At 49.4% G+C, this 17,469-nt stretch carries 10 protein-coding genes; 4 read left to right on the top strand and 6 right to left on the bottom strand.

Going from position 1 to position 17,469, the window contains the following annotated elements:
* Positions 1-118: 118 nt before the first annotated feature.
* The 3 genes from HG66A1_RS07865 to HG66A1_RS07855 all read left to right on the top strand — a co-directional run bounded on the left by HG66A1_RS07865 (position 119) and on the right by HG66A1_RS07855 (position 2,280).
* On the top strand, positions 119-517 hold the full coding sequence (locus HG66A1_RS07865) for a response regulator transcription factor (RefSeq protein WP_145181793.1): 399 nt from the start codon (positions 119-121) through the stop codon (positions 515-517).
* Positions 518-641: 124 nt separating this feature from the next.
* Positions 642-1,136 carry a DUF1772 domain-containing protein gene (locus tag HG66A1_RS07860; RefSeq protein WP_145181790.1) on the top strand — a complete coding sequence of 165 codons (495 nt, stop codon included), beginning with the start codon at positions 642-644 and terminating at the stop codon, positions 1,134-1,136.
* A gap of 469 nt (positions 1,137-1,605) precedes the next feature.
* Entirely contained in the window at positions 1,606-2,280 is a 675-nt protein-coding gene (locus HG66A1_RS07855) for a hypothetical protein (RefSeq protein WP_145181787.1), read from the top strand.
* A 14-nt stretch (positions 2,281-2,294) separates the two neighbouring features.
* On the opposite strand, the gene HG66A1_RS07850 is transcribed toward HG66A1_RS07855, so the two are convergent.
* Positions 2,295-3,566, bottom strand: coding sequence for a sialidase family protein (locus tag HG66A1_RS07850; protein ID WP_145181785.1), 1,272 nt, complete (start codon positions 3,564-3,566; stop codon positions 2,295-2,297).
* A 180-nt stretch (positions 3,567-3,746) separates the two neighbouring features.
* A complete protein-coding gene (locus tag HG66A1_RS07845) occupies positions 3,747-4,055 on the bottom strand; it encodes a winged helix-turn-helix transcriptional regulator (RefSeq protein ID WP_145181782.1) in 309 nt (102 codons plus the stop codon).
* Positions 4,056-4,190: 135 nt separating this feature from the next.
* Between HG66A1_RS07845 and HG66A1_RS07840 the strand changes: the two genes are divergently transcribed.
* Positions 4,191-4,940, top strand: a complete 750-nt coding sequence (locus tag HG66A1_RS07840) for an FMN-dependent NADH-azoreductase (RefSeq protein WP_145181779.1) — start codon at positions 4,191-4,193, stop codon at positions 4,938-4,940.
* A 166-nt stretch (positions 4,941-5,106) separates the two neighbouring features.
* On the opposite strand, the gene HG66A1_RS07835 is transcribed toward HG66A1_RS07840, so the two are convergent.
* From HG66A1_RS07835 to HG66A1_RS07820, 4 genes are all read right to left on the bottom strand, one after another.
* Complete coding sequence (locus HG66A1_RS07835; protein ID WP_197997033.1) at positions 5,107-7,728, bottom strand: right-handed parallel beta-helix repeat-containing protein; 2,622 nt, start codon at positions 7,726-7,728, stop codon at positions 5,107-5,109.
* A gap of 310 nt (positions 7,729-8,038) precedes the next feature.
* Entirely contained in the window at positions 8,039-9,442 is a 1,404-nt protein-coding gene (locus HG66A1_RS07830) for a sigma-54-dependent transcriptional regulator (RefSeq protein WP_145181777.1), read from the bottom strand.
* Between the two features lie 706 nt (positions 9,443-10,148).
* Positions 10,149-10,772 carry a DUF4352 domain-containing protein gene (locus HG66A1_RS07825; RefSeq protein WP_145181774.1) on the bottom strand — a complete coding sequence of 208 codons (624 nt, stop codon included), beginning with the start codon at positions 10,770-10,772 and terminating at the stop codon, positions 10,149-10,151.
* 1,710 nt (positions 10,773-12,482) lie between these two features.
* Positions 12,483-17,252, bottom strand: coding sequence for a glycosyl hydrolase family 8 (locus HG66A1_RS07820; RefSeq protein ID WP_145181771.1), 4,770 nt, complete (start codon positions 17,250-17,252; stop codon positions 12,483-12,485).
* Positions 17,253-17,469: the final 217 nt, after the last annotated feature.

Genomic DNA, 17,469 nt, shown 5'->3' with positions numbered 1-17,469 from the left:
TTTGACTCTTCCCTAACTTGGCTGTGCCACTACACGCTCGGTGGTATCCCATCCACTCTATAATAACATTCAGCAGGAAATAAAGAGACAATCCTTGGCTGGAATCAATTGATGACTTATGAATTTGACGCGAGAGAATAAAGTCTACATCATTGATGATGATACGGACGTAGCCCAATCCACGGTTACTCTACTGGAGACGCAGGGATTGAAAACCGCGTTATTCAACTCAGCAGAGGCCTTTCTGACAGAAACAGCCCCTGGCATATCAGGTTGTGTGGTCTCTGATTATGAGCTGAAAGGCAACTGGAACGGAATTGATTTACTGAGAAAAACACAGGCTCTGGGTTACAGAGTCCCCTTCATTGTCGCCTCCGGCTCTATGAACCACAGTGCCCAGATGACTGCGAAAAAGTCAGGTGCATTTGCGATTCTTGAAAAACCTTATCCCGCACAAGTTCTATTTGAGACGATCCATGCTGCACTGAACCATCAGGACCGCCACTTTCCAGAGTGAGTATGGAAGATGATAATAGTTCATCCATTTTGAGAGTCAGATTCATACTGCATCGAATCGAAAGATACTAAATCCGTCAAACATTACAATTAGTCTATTAACTTACAATTCGCCTGAAATAAAAATGGAAATCTTTCATCTGGCTTTGATCACAACTACATTACTGTGCTCATTAGTTGCTGGCTTTCTGTTCGCATTTGCCGTTGTCATCATGCCGGGCATCAGCAGTCTGAGTGACCAGGATTTCATACGTGCCTTCCGTGCGATGGATCGTGTGATCCAGAAAAATCAACCGATCTTTATGTTGGTCTGGATTGGTTCGATCATTATGTTGATTATATCTACGATTCTGGCCATTTTAGAATTACCTCGTGTCCAACAGGTATTGCTGTTCATCGCCACGTCTCTGTATCTTCTGTCTGTGCAGTTGCCAACACTGAGGATCAATATTCCGCTTAACAATAAACTGCAATCTCTGAGTATCGAGAAGATGGATGCAGATGCCTTTAGGGTTGCTCGCGATGAGTTTGAAGCTCGATGGAAGTATTGGAATGCGATCCGGACAGTCTTCGCTGTTATCACTACGTTGATACTCATAATCCTGCTTTTCCTGCAGTGATTGCACATCCATGCGTGACGATGCCCCCTCTACCGAAGGACATCTCGAATCTCCTCTCTAAGTCCAGTCAGTAGTGATTCTCTTTGCTTATCACTCAGTTTTTTCCAAAGCAGAAGCAATTCAACCAGTTCATCTGTCAACGGGATCCCGACCAGGTCCCCCAGTGTGCCGACTGGGATTTCACCCCTATTTTCATCGAGCGGTTGAGACACCCTTCGGGTGTACTTTTCAGTACCGCTTGATCCCTCAGGATCCCACTTAAACCCGTATTTCCTGTATTGAGGCTTTTCCCGGGAATACAGAAATCGTTGTCACAGGCCGCTCAACAGGTCATCATCGCTTTCGGAATCTTCTTCAGTCGTTTGCCGGCAATACGTTGAGGCAATCGCACCTGACTTTGCCCTCTTAACCGGAACCAGAACTTGATGATATACTAGTCAGGATTCTGGCTCTTTTGAGGAGGTGCGGAATGGATGCCCGTAACATCTTAATACCTGTCTCAATCTTATTATTGTGTACTTGTCTTTCCAGTTGTCACCGCGGAATTTCGAACAGCGTTTCCCCTCCGTCTGAGGAACTACCACAGTTATCAGATGAGTCTGATCTTCCAGCTTATTTATTCAATAAGCCCATGATCGCCGTTTTTCAAACTCGATTTGCACCATATCCTGACGATCTGTTTCGGCCCGAAATTACCTTGGCAGTCTGGGATAACGGAACGTTTTTGCTCAAAGAAGATCGTAACTATGTAACGGGAGCGCTGTCTGTTCAATCTTTGTCAGATGTAAATAACATCATGAACGATAAAAGATATCATTTCTGTTTAACTGAACCGCTTCCTGCTGTTCCGCATTCTGATTTCTACTACTCAATCTTATCTACAGAAAACAAAGATTATTCGGCCAAATCCTCTTTCAGGCTGACCGGTGCAGACGATCTCGATGACATGAGCGGTGTTTATAGCATTGATAGGAGTAGTATTGCCTATGTCCGTAAAACTAACGACACCATCAAGGAGCATTTGAAGAAGAGTACAACCTCCGGGGGGTTCTCTCTGTCTGAAGGAAATGTAAAGCAGATTGTCTCAAAATGGGGTTACGGACCACCGTATATCACCAACGAGAGCAGCAGCAAGACGGATTAGAACTGTAATGGTGGTTATTCCTGCAGACGGGCCCCTTCCACACCAATCGTATAAATGACCGGAGTGCGGCTCTTGTAACCCTTACTCGCCCGGGACGTCGTGATAACGATGTTGCCAGTCTGGCGGTCTTCAATAGAGTGCCAGTGCGACAGGTTCACGTCCTCTTCATCAGGTTGTTTCGTGTCAATCACAACCAGATTATCGCGTATAATTCCATAAGTTTTCGGATCGACCTCTCCAATGACCAGGGGCCAGCGGGGATGGTTGGCCTGGCAGTTTTTCTCACTGATGTTTCCAATCCAGTAGGTACGACCGTTGGAGTGAGTGATCAGTTCTGACATCGAAGAGGGAGAAAAGAAAAGTTCTCCATCAGAATAGGTCCAGGGTTCTGGCTTGCTCCACTTGTGGCCACCGTCTTTAGAGACGCTGATCCACTTCCGGCTGGGAAGTTTGTTCGAGGGATCACTCTTGCCGCCGTTACTGCCACGCATAATGCAGATGAGATTACCATCCGGCATTTGAGCCAGGGTCGGTTCATACAACCCGCGGACGGTGCGTTGTCCATTACCCTCGATCGGTTCTGACGACTCCCATTCGATGTCATTGTTTTCCGTCCAGCGTCCGATGAGAATTCTGGTTTGAAGCCAGTACCAGCCACCGCCGGGATTGTGAAGACTCTGACCGTCATCTGCCAGAGGGGGCATTTGCATCGGCACCAGGATCGTCCCCTCGCGGGTGCGAATTGGATCACAGCCGAGATCGCCGAGAAAGAAGCAATTTTTACTGATATGTACGCCGTCGACCGGGTGCTCGGGGGAATACTCTTTTCCTTTTTGGACGATGGGTTTGTCGTACAGGTAGCTGCGTCCCCCATCAGTCGAGACCCGGTAACGAAGGTAATACCAGTGCCATTGCCAGCGCGGCTCATGTGCCTTGGGGTCTTTATCTGGTGTGTCCATACAGTTAAAAAGCGACAGGATGTTGCCGTTGACCGGATCTCGCCAGAGGCCGTAATGGCTGCGTCGGTAGCCGTAGGGAAGGTCTTTGTCAAAATCGGGAGTGGGCTTCACAGGCTCCCATGTGATACCGTTATCAGGTGAAACGCCATTCAGTTTAATCATTGCCTGACCAGAATGATTCTGATAGATGGCTTTAAATAACGGTGACGTTGCTTTAAGCATTTGCTTCTGCTTTAGCGAAAGCGTTCCCGGACCTGCTGCGCTGGCGGTTTGCATCAGCAGAAACATGATGATGGATGATGAGATCAGATTCTGGAAAACTTTCATGCGTGTCTCTCTACTTCGAGATTACATTGACTTTTGGAATTGAGTCTGAAATTGCTTCAGGGCTATTTATTTCATCACTCTAACTTTCCCGCGCTCTCCACTTCAAGCTGATATTGTCTTTTTCTTTTTATACGACCATCTGATGCTGGAGTTGGAAGGCGGGAACCGACGTGCGGTTTGTCATTTCTTCAACCGAGCTTCCTGGTGAAGTATGTCAACCTCGTCGATGATCTCCAGCAAACGTAGACCAAATGCAGTCAAATTGTATTCGACTCGTGGAGGAATTTCGGGGTAACTCGTTTTTTCTACGACGCCGTATTCGACGAGTCGCTTTAGGCGTTCCGAAAGAACTTTCGCAGTCATCCCATCGACTGACCTCTCCAATTGCCCCGGTCGTTGGATTCCCTGCTCAATGCGTTGGAGCAGTGTCACCATGTAGCGACAACCCAGGCATTTTTCGAAGACTTCGGTTACATCAATCTCACTCATCTTTCCCGCACCCTACTTAAAAGAAAGTACCCCACAAATTTGTGCCCGGTTGAACCTGCCTCGTGAATGGCAATTATACCAGCATAGTTGCTGTAATTCAGATGCCAAAACTTTTTGTTGAAAAGGATAACTGAAATGCCTCACCTGCTCCACATTGATTCAAGCCCCCGCAGCGACCGTTCTCACACACGTGGTCTCACAGCCGACTTTGTGCAAAGATGGCAGGTCAAGCACCCCAACAGCACCGTGACGTATCGTGACATTGGACAAAGCCCATTGCCACACGTGACGGAAGAGTGGATCGCAGCTGCATTCACGCCACCGAATGAACGCAGTCAAGCAATGCAGGATGCCTTGCGATTGAGCAACGAACTGATAGACGAGCTATTACTGGCGGATGTGATTGTTGCCGGGATTCCATTTTACAATTTCGGAATGCCAAGCGGATTCAAAGCTTACATAGATCAGATTGTGCGTATAGGTCGAACGTTCTTATTTAATCCCGATAACACAGAATCACCGTATACACCGCTCGTTCACGGTAAACGGATGATAGCGGTGATCTCCCGTGGTGATGGTGGGTATGGACCCGGCGGTCGAAACGAGAAAAACAACCATCTTGATCCACATTTACGGACTGTGTTTCGCTTCATCGGCGTGAACGATTTAGAGATTGTCGCCGCCGAAAATGACGAACATGGTGGTGCGGCTTTGGTCGACTCCTTAGACTCTGCTCGCAAAGAACTTCAGAGGCTTGCGACCGATATTCAACCGCAAAGGGGTGACGATTCCCCTGATGTGAAAAACCGGGAATCCACCAGCAGGCGTACTACGAGTGGCGTCGGAAATAAGGTGGTTAGCGGATGTACCAGGCGAAACATCTGAAAGAGCTTGAAAAGAAAATGCCGGACTCAAGAAGCTGCTGGCGGATTCGGAACGACCATAAAAACTGCGAAAGCTCTCGTGAGTCCCATTGGAAACACGAGAGCTTTTTTTCATAGCAAGTCTGATCACTCCAGTTCCATGAATCACAGAACCCAGCAAAGGAAGATCATTGCGAGAGCTGGAGGTCATCAATCCAGACCTCCGCATCAGCGTCAGCCTGGCTGATGAAGCCAATCCAGTCGAGAGTTCGCCATTCAGGATGAATACAGGGTAAATTCCTGAAGTGACGAGGTTTCTGCCCGGGAAGCGTGACGACCAGATCCCACTTGCCAGCCCTATCTCCCAGCGGCGCGACGATTTCCACGTTGACCCACTGCCCCACAGGCAGTTCCATCAAAGTCTGACGGTTTGCCGCGCTGAGTTTCCCCTGCTCGATCCAGAGTGTAGGACCAATTCGATAGGGATTCGCATGATCGCGCCACTCGTGCTGAAAAACAGCCCCTGGTCCCAACTTGAGCGCAAAAGCGCAGCGGCCTCTGCCCTCAGCATATTTGGGGGCAACCGTAATCATGGGGTAATAACGACGCTGTTGTCCGGGAGTGTCTTTAAGCCTCAGAGCGTGTTGACCAGATGGTGCGTCAGCGATTTCCACGATATCGACGCCACCCCGTTTTTCATCCTGTCCGACAGAAGTTCCGGGAGGCAGCCCCCCCTCTTCAAAGTCTTCCACAAAAGCCAGCGCTGGTGTGGGCGGGGGATCTTTCATTTCGGGAAATTTCAGTGACCGCGCCTGATTCACCCACTCTGAATCTCCATAAAGCCCTGCCTGCCCGTAATCAAACGGTTTAAATCCGATCTTGAAAGCCGGTGAATTCTGTGCCAGGTGATAGTTGCCCTCTGCGGGATCAATGAAACGAGGATTGGCAAGGATGGAATCCTGATCTTTTCCGGTAGCCTGCCATTCCGCAAAAGTCTTTCCCTGAAAATCAATCGGTTTCCCATCGGTGCGCCAGTAGAGATTATGATTCAACTTAACATTCTTGTCAGACCAGTTGCCATGAAAGAGTTCTCCTGAATCAAAGATGACGAGATTGCGTTCGAAGGTAAAGGAAAGATGCTCTTCGACTCGACTGCGTTTCACCTGGTATTCACGTGAGAAGGCGAAGATATTATTCCGAATCAGATTCTCTCGACCATAATGCTGATGATAGCCACCGGACCGGGTACGATACACCAGGTTGTTTTCCATCAGAATATCAGTACTGCCCTCATCGTTGTAAAGTCCCCAACCACCATAACTCCAGGAGAGAATATCGTGAATCACGTTGTTACTCACAGTGGTTCCAGGTGAAGGACCGAGAGTGTAAACGCCCCCCATGTCACTCAACCAGCCCCAGCCTAGATGGTGAATGTGGTTAAATTCAATTTTATTGCGAACAGCGAGACTGTCCGTGTAGCCCCACCGCCAACCGACTGAAACTCCTGTATAGAAGAAATCCGCAATTTCATTATGAGTGACCGAGTTATCGCCGGACTGACCAATCCAGACTCCAACCGCACAGGGGAATAATCGACCTCCGTGCCGAATGAGATTATTGTCGACATTGATCTTTTGAGTGCGTTCCTCTGCCTTCGAGGCAATCCGGGTTTCGCCAATCCGGATCCCCCCAGCTCCCAGATCGTGCAGATCACAATGTGTCACACTGCTCTCACTACACCCCTTGCGAAACCAAAGTCCATAAGTGGCGACATGTCCAATTTCACAATCCTCAAATGCGATGGAACGCCCGCCATCGACCATGACAGCAGCCTCAATCGGCGAAGCAGCCTGGGAAGGTTCGAACCCCTGAGGAGGTGTCTTCCAGTCGGTAAATCGAAACGCGAGGCCGCGAAAAGTCAGGTGTTCCACATTCTGACCGGCGGCAGGGTCTCCCTGCAAAACCAGCAGTTTTTCAGCCACAGGTGCAAATGCTTCAGCCTTGTCAGGAGTCTCGCCTTTGCGGGGCCAGTAATACAGCTTACCTTCAGGAGCGAGATACCATTCGCCCGGCGTATCGAGTGCAGCCCGATAATTTTCGAGGTAATAGGCTGTATTCCGGGTGAGCGGATTCCAGTGCTTCATCTGCCGACCGGAGGTATGCAGTTTACCCGATGGAGCATCATACTCGTCCAGGTATTTGCGGGTATTGTCCCATTTATGAAAGAAGAGTGCCTGAATCCCACTTCGTTCCTCTTCAGGAACCTGTTTCAGGGAAGCCAGATCTGCAGGATCGGCGTAGAGTGTTTGCCGGGCGATTTTCTGAGGTCGAGGGCCAGCTGTTTTTCCCATTTTTTCCCGGCTGTTCCGGAGATAAAAGAAAAACTCATCCGGTTCCCGAGCCCGCACAGCCCGCTGTCCATTGACCCAGAGCTGCTCGAATTTCCAACCGGAATCGACGGTCGTAGACCAGACCCCATCCGGATCTACTTTGAATCCGGAAATCTGCTTTCCCCCCGAAATGACAGGATGAGATCCCGGAGCCGCCTGATAGATGATGGGGGCTTTCTCGGTACCGGAATCTTCATGAGTAAATAGAACAGGTTCTGAAACAGGATAAACACCGTCCTGCACGATTACCTTAACCGGTTCTTGAGGCTGAAGCTTTCGGATTTCGTCACGGGCTGCGGCAAGAGATCGAATCGGCCCGTCAGGAGAAACCTCAATCACCGTTTCCGCCCGGGCTGCAGAACTCATCAGGGTCGTTAAAGCCAGCAGAAAAACAATCTGTTTTAGATCAAATATCTTCATCACTCTTCCACCTGATGCCCTCTCTGACTGACATCAGTTCATTTTCATCAGTCGCAGTACAATAATCAAAGACCTGCAAGCTCAGACTCGCAGGTACTACTCCCTGCATTTTAACACAGGCGTGTATGATTTGATATTCATACCGCCTTACAGTGGATATAGCGTGATATTAACTGATACTTAAAGAACACCATTTACTGATGAGATCAAAGAGTTACGTTTTTCAGACGATAATCCGAGCCCAACCTGAAACCACAATCAATCCAAAGGCTGATTTGATGAAGAAGGAACGCTGTGTGATCGACAGAGATCAGGTAATTGATGCCTGATGCATATCCTGATCCTGCTTTCCCTGATTCAGGATCCGATACAGAGTCCGGCGATGCATCCTGAGTGTTTTCGCGGCGGTCGTCTTATTGCCGCCACATAGTTTGACCACTTCTTTGATCATGTGGCGTTCCATGGATTTAAAGTCTCCTGTCACTGGAATGGAAATCGTTTCCGCCTTGTCGGCTCCCGAACTTTCCTGAGCCTGCTTCAGCTGGTTAGTAACCCCCAGGCAGTCATTGAGCAGAATGATCCGAAAGATAACCGCAGCCAGTTCATGCACGTTTCCAGGCCAGTCATAATTAATCAGTGCCTGCCATTCTGTCTCGTTGATCCGATCATGACTGTGCTTGTTCTTGAAATCCCACACACTTCCCAACTGTCTCAGAAAATGCAGCCCCAAAGGTTTTATCGCCTCCCTGCGTTCGCGCAATGGGGGAACTTTTACTGGCATCAGACTCAAATAATCAAATAAGCCACGATGAAAATGGCCCTGCTTGACTTCAGCTTCCAGATCGTCTTTCGTCGTTGCTGCAATTAATCGAAACGGGTACTCGTACATCACCGAACACGAATGGCCGCCGGTTGCATGTTCTCCTAAAAACTCCAGTAATTGTTTCTGGTCGCTCAAGGATAACTGTTCGATATCTTCCAGAAAAACGGTCCCCTTCCCGGTTGTACCAACTGAGACCTGTTCCGCAGTCTGCTCCATCACACTGGAGACGGATTCGTAAAACTGTCGACCACTGTTCTGCGTCGCACAATTGATGTAAGTAAAAGGTGTCTGCGGAGTGCCGTTACATTGGTGGATGTGCCTGGCCAGGGCCTTCTTTCCGACCCCAATCTCTCCCTGCAGCAGAAAGGGGATATCCAGATGCGAGACCTTATTTATCAGCGACAGGATTTCCTGCATAGAATCACTGACAGCAATAAACCGGGCATCAGCTTGTTGAAAGAGGTCATTTTCAGGCTTAACTGACGGGTCAGTTTCTCGGTTGGCCATCAGTTTTTTTACTTCTGACCGGCTGATGGCACGTCGCAGGGAGGTAATAATTTTTTCCCGGTTAAACGGCTTCTTGACATAATCACTAACGCCCAGATGCATCGCCTCAATTGCAGACTCGAGTGAGGGATCACCGGTAACGACCACGGAGACTATCCCAGGGTGAATGCGGAGTGCTTCCCGAATTACACTGATCCCGTTTCCATCAGGCAGATGGATGTCAGCAAAGATGACATCCACATGATTACTCCGGAGTATTTCAAGCCCCTCAGTTACGTTGGAAGCCACCAGCACGCGCCTGGTTTCCGGAGCAATAAATTTAGTAAGCAGTCTACTGATAAGCAGATCATCCTCAAGCACCAGAATCGTTTCTGGACATTGCATGGACAGGCCCTCCTGCAAATATAAGTTTGCGACGAGGGAAATCTACAGCAGATGAGGTTATGTCTCTGTCGAACAGGAAACCAATTCGAATTTCTGAATCAGCTTACAACAACAGAATTTAGATCACTGATCCGAATGTTTGTAGCAGAAGTCGTATCTTTCAAACCCAAACGTACCGACCGCAGACACACAAAACCTCATATTGAGCAAATCTCCCCTTACAATTCTGAAGACAATAACCAAACTTTGAAATCTCAGATTACTGTGACTCAATCGATTGTCGATTAGAACGACAGCGTTTCAGTTACTGCCTGTCGTTTTTCCAGCAAAGAGTAAACATGCACTGGAATCAGATCGAATCATCAACGAACTTCCAGCAGCAGCCAGAAGCATTTCACTGACTCATTGATCAAACACCAGATACCACGCACCGGCTTTGCGTAATGGAAAAATCGAGCGCATCTCAGACGAACTCTAGAAGACATCTACAAAACTGCTCACAACAGGCGGGAAGATGGAGAACCTGCGTGGGCAGTGAAAACAACGAGTTTTAAAACGGGAGCGTCGGCTGTGTGCATGGCGGCAGCCAGCCGACGTCCCTGAAACTACGTTGATTCCCCTCCCGGTAGTCACAACGTAGTTGTTAACGTGAATTTTTTGCAGGGTTAACCTGAATCTGGGTATTTGTAGCTAAAAATCTGAAAATTCAATTTCTTTCACAAGGTGTGGGAAACTGGAAGTATAGAGGCTCTCCGCCAGTGATCCCGCTTCCCGGCAACCGTAGTTTGAGCCGAGAAGCACTCGTGACCGGTCTGGAAAAGACGATTAAATCCTCAACTGATTGCCCGGGATAGAGGTCGGCATAATTCAACTGACCAACGATGCTGACAGTTCCCGTTGAATAAATGGGGTACTCATTCCCATATTCGTCATGCAGAAGATCCTCTGTCCCATCGTAAAGCCCCACAGATAAGTAGCTGTATTTTTTCACCTTACTTCGATTATGAATTGATATTTTAACCTTCAGAAACTCTTCAGCAGATTGAAATTGAATATCCTCCAATGTCCTGTACTGAATGGGACCGACTTCGACCTGCATCACCTTGACGACTGCATCTCCGGCACTCGCCTCAATTCCGGCCTCTCTCCATTTATCAGGTTTTGTTTCGTGGAAGGATTCGACCGGTACGATACTGGTTTGCTCATTCGTTTTTATCATCCCGACGGTAGAGACACTGATCGCTGTGATCGTTAACAGGCTTGCAAACACAAGCCCCCACACAAGATCTCCCGTCGACCTGATTAACCGGTCACAGATAGAGCTTTTCATCTCTAACACCATAACCCCTCTCAACGATTCTGCCTGAACTGAATTCTACAGTCTCTCTCCTGATGCGTCCCATCCTGTCTTCCCCAACACAATCAACTCTCGGCCGCTAATCAAAATCAATCATGCATACGCCAACAGCTTCCCCCGTTCCCAGGAAACGGAAAACGGGCAATCTGCTTTCCTGACTCCTGAGAACGGAGAATGCCATAACACGTTTCCCTTGCTTCCGCTAGACTCATCCGGATCACTTCAGGAATCAGATCCATCTCGATCTGAAAACCATCTATTTTCTATCCGCTTTCAGTCCCGATGTATCATGCATCCAGACGCATAATCTTTTCACTGACCAGTCTATTGACTGTTGTAGCACTCTCTATCGTCGTCGATAAACGGGGACATGATCGAATCAAAGAAGAAACTCCAAATCGAGTCCTGTGAGCACAACCGCGCTTTGATTTCGAGACAATATGTCACACAAGCAGCTTATTACTCTCCGGGTAAACGGTGAAGTTGTCAGCGCGACTGCCTCGAATTTGTCCCTGTTTTCTGCTGTTGAAATGGAAGTGGTTCTGCTCCTGAGACCCGGTTTAACCTACATGATGCTGCGCGACATTATTAGCAGATTCCATAGGTCTCTCGTGCGAACGATTCCCATCCACAAAAACACGCGTCCCTTCGATAGAGCCTACCGAATGAAGATTTCCTCACAAATTTTCTTCGACTCTTCAAAGAAAATAAGAGTCGTTCTCTGCTTCAACAATTCGCAGTTTGCAAAAACAGACGCCTGCATTCCTAAGCAATTGGTAACATAGATTTTATCATCCATTCACCCCGTACTATAAATGCAGACCCGCGAAGCACACCCGGACTTAATTCAGCACGAACGGAAGAATCATTTCGGGAAACTACATTTTTTCTGTTTGACAATGATCATTTTCTTTGTTTACTGGTCTCAGCAAACATGACACACGACTGCTCTTGCTTGCATGGCCTTTGGGTTTGTTGCAGTCCGGATGCTTTCGAATCAGGAGTGAACTTAAGGACGTATTCCTTAAGTTCAATAACAGTTCGATCGCGATGTCTCACTCAACTTATTGTTTGATTTATCATGCATTAAGGAGATAACCGGATGTTGCCGACGAACCTTCTGAGCGCACCGCTTTCGCGTCTTAGAAGACGTATTCCCAACCAGAGGCGCATCACGCGCACATTCTGCATGCAGCAGATGCGTCTCACCCTCAGCGCGACTGTTTCCACGCTGATGTTCTCTGGCAGAACCTACATCTACCCAACGGGATGTGCTGATGATGCCCCTCCATTGAGGGTTTCATCACTCCATACGCAACAGAACAGGATGGTTCATTCCCGCTACGGGACTTTTTGCGTCATCCTGAGTTCCAAAAGCACGAATTTCAGAGGCAACCTCAACGATGTTGAGAGATTATGCCCTGATCGAAACGAACTTAAAGCAACTAATCTGTCAATCGGTGCGTTGACAGAAACAAGAGACGACTTGACGATCAGCGTCGGCGTGAAGGTGCATTCCACGGGAGCCAGCGTGGCCCTGAGCGCCGGCGATGATTGTCTTAAACTTTTCAACCCGCTGTCTGTTAACGTAACTGAATCCCGCTTGGAACAGAGTTTCAAACGGGATTCAATTCAGAAAGTCAGAGGAGAATATGTCTCACCAAAGAGAGATAATTCGTTCGATCAAATCGGAGATCCATTCAGAATGAAATCCGACAAAGGCTCATTCAGTCCCCCTGGTGAAGCAATAAAGCCAAAGGAGATCATCCCGCCGACTGAAATATCTTCATTCCACGAGGCCCCACGAATAACGTAGGTATCCCCCACATGCGAGACAATTTCAGCATTCCAGATATCAGTAATGTCCCCTGCAAAAGTGAACTCCAGCGTCCACTCTTCCAGGATGACATCACTCTCATTCCGAATCTCAATCGCCCCCTGGAACCCACTCCCCCAGTCATTGACGTTGGTAAAGTCCACTTCCGCAGAGGGGGCGGGAGCATCATTATCCAGTATGGATCCAATCCCCGTATCAGTAACCAGAGTCGCTCCCACAACCTGATCAAGCACCACCTGGAATTCTTCTCCGGATTCAATCACCACGTCCCCCAGAATCGGAACCGTGATCGTTTTCTGAGTTTCTCCAGGCTGAAAGATCAGCTGACCACTGGCAGCCTGATAGTCCATGCCCGCAATCGCAGTTCCATTCTGAGTGTTGAACTGTACCATCACAGTCTCTGTCGCAGGCTCACTCAACGCAACTGTAAATACTGCTTGAACGGTGCCGGCATCCCCTTCCGTGACTGTCACATTATTGATGAACATCTCGGGAACGACAGCAACATACTCTTCGACGGTCACTGAAACAGTCGTCGTAGTAACACTCCCCGTCTCTGAAACTGTCGTATATACAAAACTGTCTGCCCCCGAGTAGCCAGCATCCGGAGAATAGGTCAACGTGCCATCCTGATTGTCGACAACTGCACCATGCGCTGGTTGAGTAAACGACTGCAGCGTCAACCCGCTACTACCCATCCCGTTGACGGGATTGATGTAGTTCCCGGACATAACCAGCATACTCAACATTGAAACTGAATCTGCATAGTAATTCGAGTGCGTCGTAGCCACACTGTCAAACACAGAGTTCAGCCAGGTTTGGTCTGCCGTATCAGAACCAGTCATGGCTGAAACGCCCACCGCTGCTCTGAAGAAGGGATCGCTCCAGTTATTCAATGGTGTTCCATCCAGCTGGTATCCCCCCAGAATCTGAGAGGGATTCCCTCCCGATGACTGCTGAAAGAACTCAGAAAGCATCTGTGCCTGAGCCAAAGAGACAGAGTCACCACTGAAAACGGCATCCGCACCTAAGCGCCAGGGCACACGTCCCGCGTTATACCAGTAGTGTTGATCGTTGACCTCAAGAAATCCAGAAGGAGCCGGTGACACTGCACCAGTCTGAGGATCAACGATCACAAAATCCGGAACCAGCCCCGTCCCTGATTGCTCCTGCAGCTTCGTCATTACGTCCTGTGTCGCTGAAATAACTGCGTCCCAGGCGCCGGTCTGAGTCGCGGCTTCAAAAGCTCGAAAATGACCATACATGAAGTCGCTGGTACGCACTGACCATTGATTCCGCTGACCGCCGTTGGGATCAACCCAGTCTCCCAGCATCGGCAGATGACTTTGCGGACCGATCGTCGATTCGTACATTGCATTAATAATGGTGATCGCTTCCTGCAGATAATTAATCTCACCATCACTGCCCCATTGTGCGTCAGCCACCAGCAAAGCATAGGCAATATCGGCATCGCCGTCGAAGGCACTGCTGTTTCCATACGCATCCGGCTGTGCCCAGTCCATCAGGTCCGGATTCCCCTCGCTGGGGTTGGCGCGGGAATAACGGAACAGACCATCAAAAATGGTATGGGCGTTCGGGTCGTAACCATCCATATGCGACAGAACCAGCATTCCATAGCCCTGCGCTTCAGAAGTAGTGCGTCCCTGTGAATCCATCACTACCCGATAGCCATTCCCGCCTGGATCGACTCGCAGCCAGTCCGACTTCCACTGGTCGTAGTAGTTGGCCACAATCTGATCCAGTTGTTCCTGGCTATACTGGCTGGGGAGCAGCGTTCCATCCACATATTGCTGAACGTGACTGCCAAAATCTGGATCACCAGTCGAAGTTCCAATCGAAATCGTGACAGATGTTTCAAAGGGAGTTGTCACTGATATTTCATTTTCATTGGTCACTACATCATCATTGGTAATCGTATTAGCTGCGGTTGCAGTCCCCCCATCCAGTACCGCACCGACGGGACTGCTCAGGGTCACATAAAACTGCTCGTCCGCTTCCACCTGTGTATCACCATAGATGCGAATCGAGATCGTTTTCGAAGTCTCCCCCACAGCAAATGAGATCTGTCCGCTGGAAGCTTCATAGTCTTCTCCAGCAGTCGCAGTTCCATTGGAGGTTTGATAATTAACCGTGACAGGTTGTGTCGCCGCCTCAGACAATGAGATGACCAGAGTCGCCAGCACAGAACCACTTTCGCCCTCCACAACCGTAGCGCCAGCGATACTCACCACAGGCGTTACCTCTTCAGGAGGCTCTACGAGTCCATCCCAGGCGACGGGATCCTGGTAATACTCCTGCACTTTGGTTATCCACCAGTAATCATCGGTGGGCTCGCTACCAATGGAATCAGTACTGATCCCGACCCCCGCCCCGAAGAGAATCTGCCGGACTCCTGCCGCTCGCGCCTCTTCCACATGCGAACCCCAGGTAATCGTATTACCGTTAACCGTCAGTTTGCTGTCATTCAGTGCATTGGTGGAAAAGTAAGCCAGACGATCTCCACTTGCCGTAAACGTATCCCCCAGGAAAAAGGTTGGGGCAGAATCTTCATACTGACGAGTCGTGTTGGTAAGTGGATCGAAGACACCATTCTCATCATACGGGTTATCGGCCAGGCTGTCGTTGATGTGCCCGACCGGAAGTTGCCAGAGTACCATTTCACGCTCTGTTGTCTGCGTGAGCGTCTGGACGATCAACAGATAATTCTGCCAGTGGTCACTGTTCCAGAACCAGGTACTACCCGCCGGATCGTCAGCTGCACCATTCTGCGCCCCGGCGTCCAGCCCATACTTGTCCAGTGAGATAAAACCGGCTCCATAACTGAGAATACCGGCATCCATATAATACTGGGCAATCAGTTCCGCTTCGCGGGCGATCGCAGCTCGACCGGCTTCGATACCTAGCGTATCAGACAGGTGCACAATACCTGTACCCGGAATCGGTGTTTCAATTCCCGGTGACGCCCAGAGGTTAAACTGCCAGCCGAATTCCACATTCGGTGCATACTTGCTGATGCTGTAATTGATCGCTTCGATCAACCCGGTTACCGTATTATCGAATTGCGGATCCACACCTGATTGCAGAACACCACTACTGTAAACGGCACTCGTCATCGCGGAGATATTACTCGCAGAGGTACCTGCGTTTTGCATCAGGTACCCAATAAAATCAGGTTCCAGAATCATCTGTACCAGTTCGTCCCCCGCTTCGGTGCGAATGGTATCCAATGCGAATTTCAGATCCTGGAAATAGCTTTCCATATACGACAGGCTCTGGATATGCGCCAAATCAGTCGTATAACTTTCTCCGCCATCCGGAATGTTGTAGTACACGAACTGGGGGATCATGCCCAACTTCATACTTTCACGCACATAACTGCTGACCCGGTCCGGATCCCAACTGCGCCATCCCGTAATCGGGCCCCCGTTGAGATAGATATAACGCGAGTCTACATACTTGTTGGTTGCATCACTGTCACCAAAATCCTGCCAGAATGAGAGGTCACCAGTGGTATCTTCACTCACCGAACCAATAGTTACATAATCCGGCAGCCCCGGAAGCTGACCATCGACAGTCCGCACACGAATACCAATAAAACGTTCTTCGCCGGAATCAAGATCCATGATGCGCAGCGAAGCTCTGCCTGCTTCCAGACCGGTGATCCGTAACGTGTCCCCGTTCACCATCTCGGCCTGGATCACGCGTGAATTATTTGTCACCACGCTGAATTGCGCCGCCTGATTGGGTGAGGTCAAAGTATAATCATAGGCCACCTGATCTATCGTTACCTGCAGGGCCTGCCCTGCCAGATCCACGCCCTGAATTCCGATTTCACTGGCATCCCCGGCTACATAGACGACTTCATCACTCAGCGCAGTTCCGGCTGTATTACTGACTTCGACCTGATAATTGAATACGCCATAATCCCGATCCGTAAGCAACAAGCTGTCGGTCTGAGGCGTGGAACTGCCGGGCAAGTCTGCCTCGTAGATCAGCGTCCCGTTCTCATACAGCTTCCAGTGATCTGCCGCATCCCCGGCCCAGAGATTCATCGTCACTCGAAATCCGCCGGAACCGGCGTCCGCCAGCACACTGACACTCGGTTTATTGGGTGTATTGATGACCGGATCAGGATCACCTGGGTCGTTCGGATCCGTTGGATCACCATTTCCCATAAACACAAAATCAGTGGGTTCACTGTGAGTTCCTCTGGCGACAAATCCGATCGCCAGTGATTCTCCAGGATCTAAAGTATCATCCCAACTGGGAGGTGTGATCCGGTACTGGCCTCCACCCAGGTTTTGTACCTCGGCGTTCCAGAGTGACTCAATCGTGCCACTGTATTTGAATTCCAGTTTCCAGTCCGTGAAAGCAGTAGATTCATCATTGTTCAAAGTCAGAATCGCGGTTCGACCGGAGCCCCAGTCATTATCAACTTCGAACTGAATATCGGGCGCATCGGCCAGCGGATGCGCAGCCAGAAGCGTTCGTACTTCAAGCGATTCGGTCTGTTGAGATATTGTGGCGCGAGACCGCCGGGGGGTGGAGTGCTGTGTAGAGAACCAATGCAGCAGGGTCGCATAAAGTCGTCTCATTTCATCTGCTCTGTGAATACAGAGCCCTTTCAGTCTGTGCCAGGACAGTGCTTCTCATGCAGCAGGCCCGCATGAGAAAACAATGATGTTGGCACGGCTTCAGGATTCAGATGAAACTGAAACGTGCAAAACTCATCGTAACACTGCTTATCGTCGGGCGTGAGCAGCAGACCTGAAGGGAATCAGTCGGCCACATGCTCTATAGGTTCCCGCGAAT

Source organism: Gimesia chilikensis, from assembly GCF_007744075.1.
GTDB lineage: Bacteria > Planctomycetota > Planctomycetia > Planctomycetales > Planctomycetaceae > Gimesia > Gimesia chilikensis_A.
The sequence above is the reverse complement of the archived record's forward strand: the minus strand, read 5'-3'. Positions and strand labels throughout refer to the sequence as shown.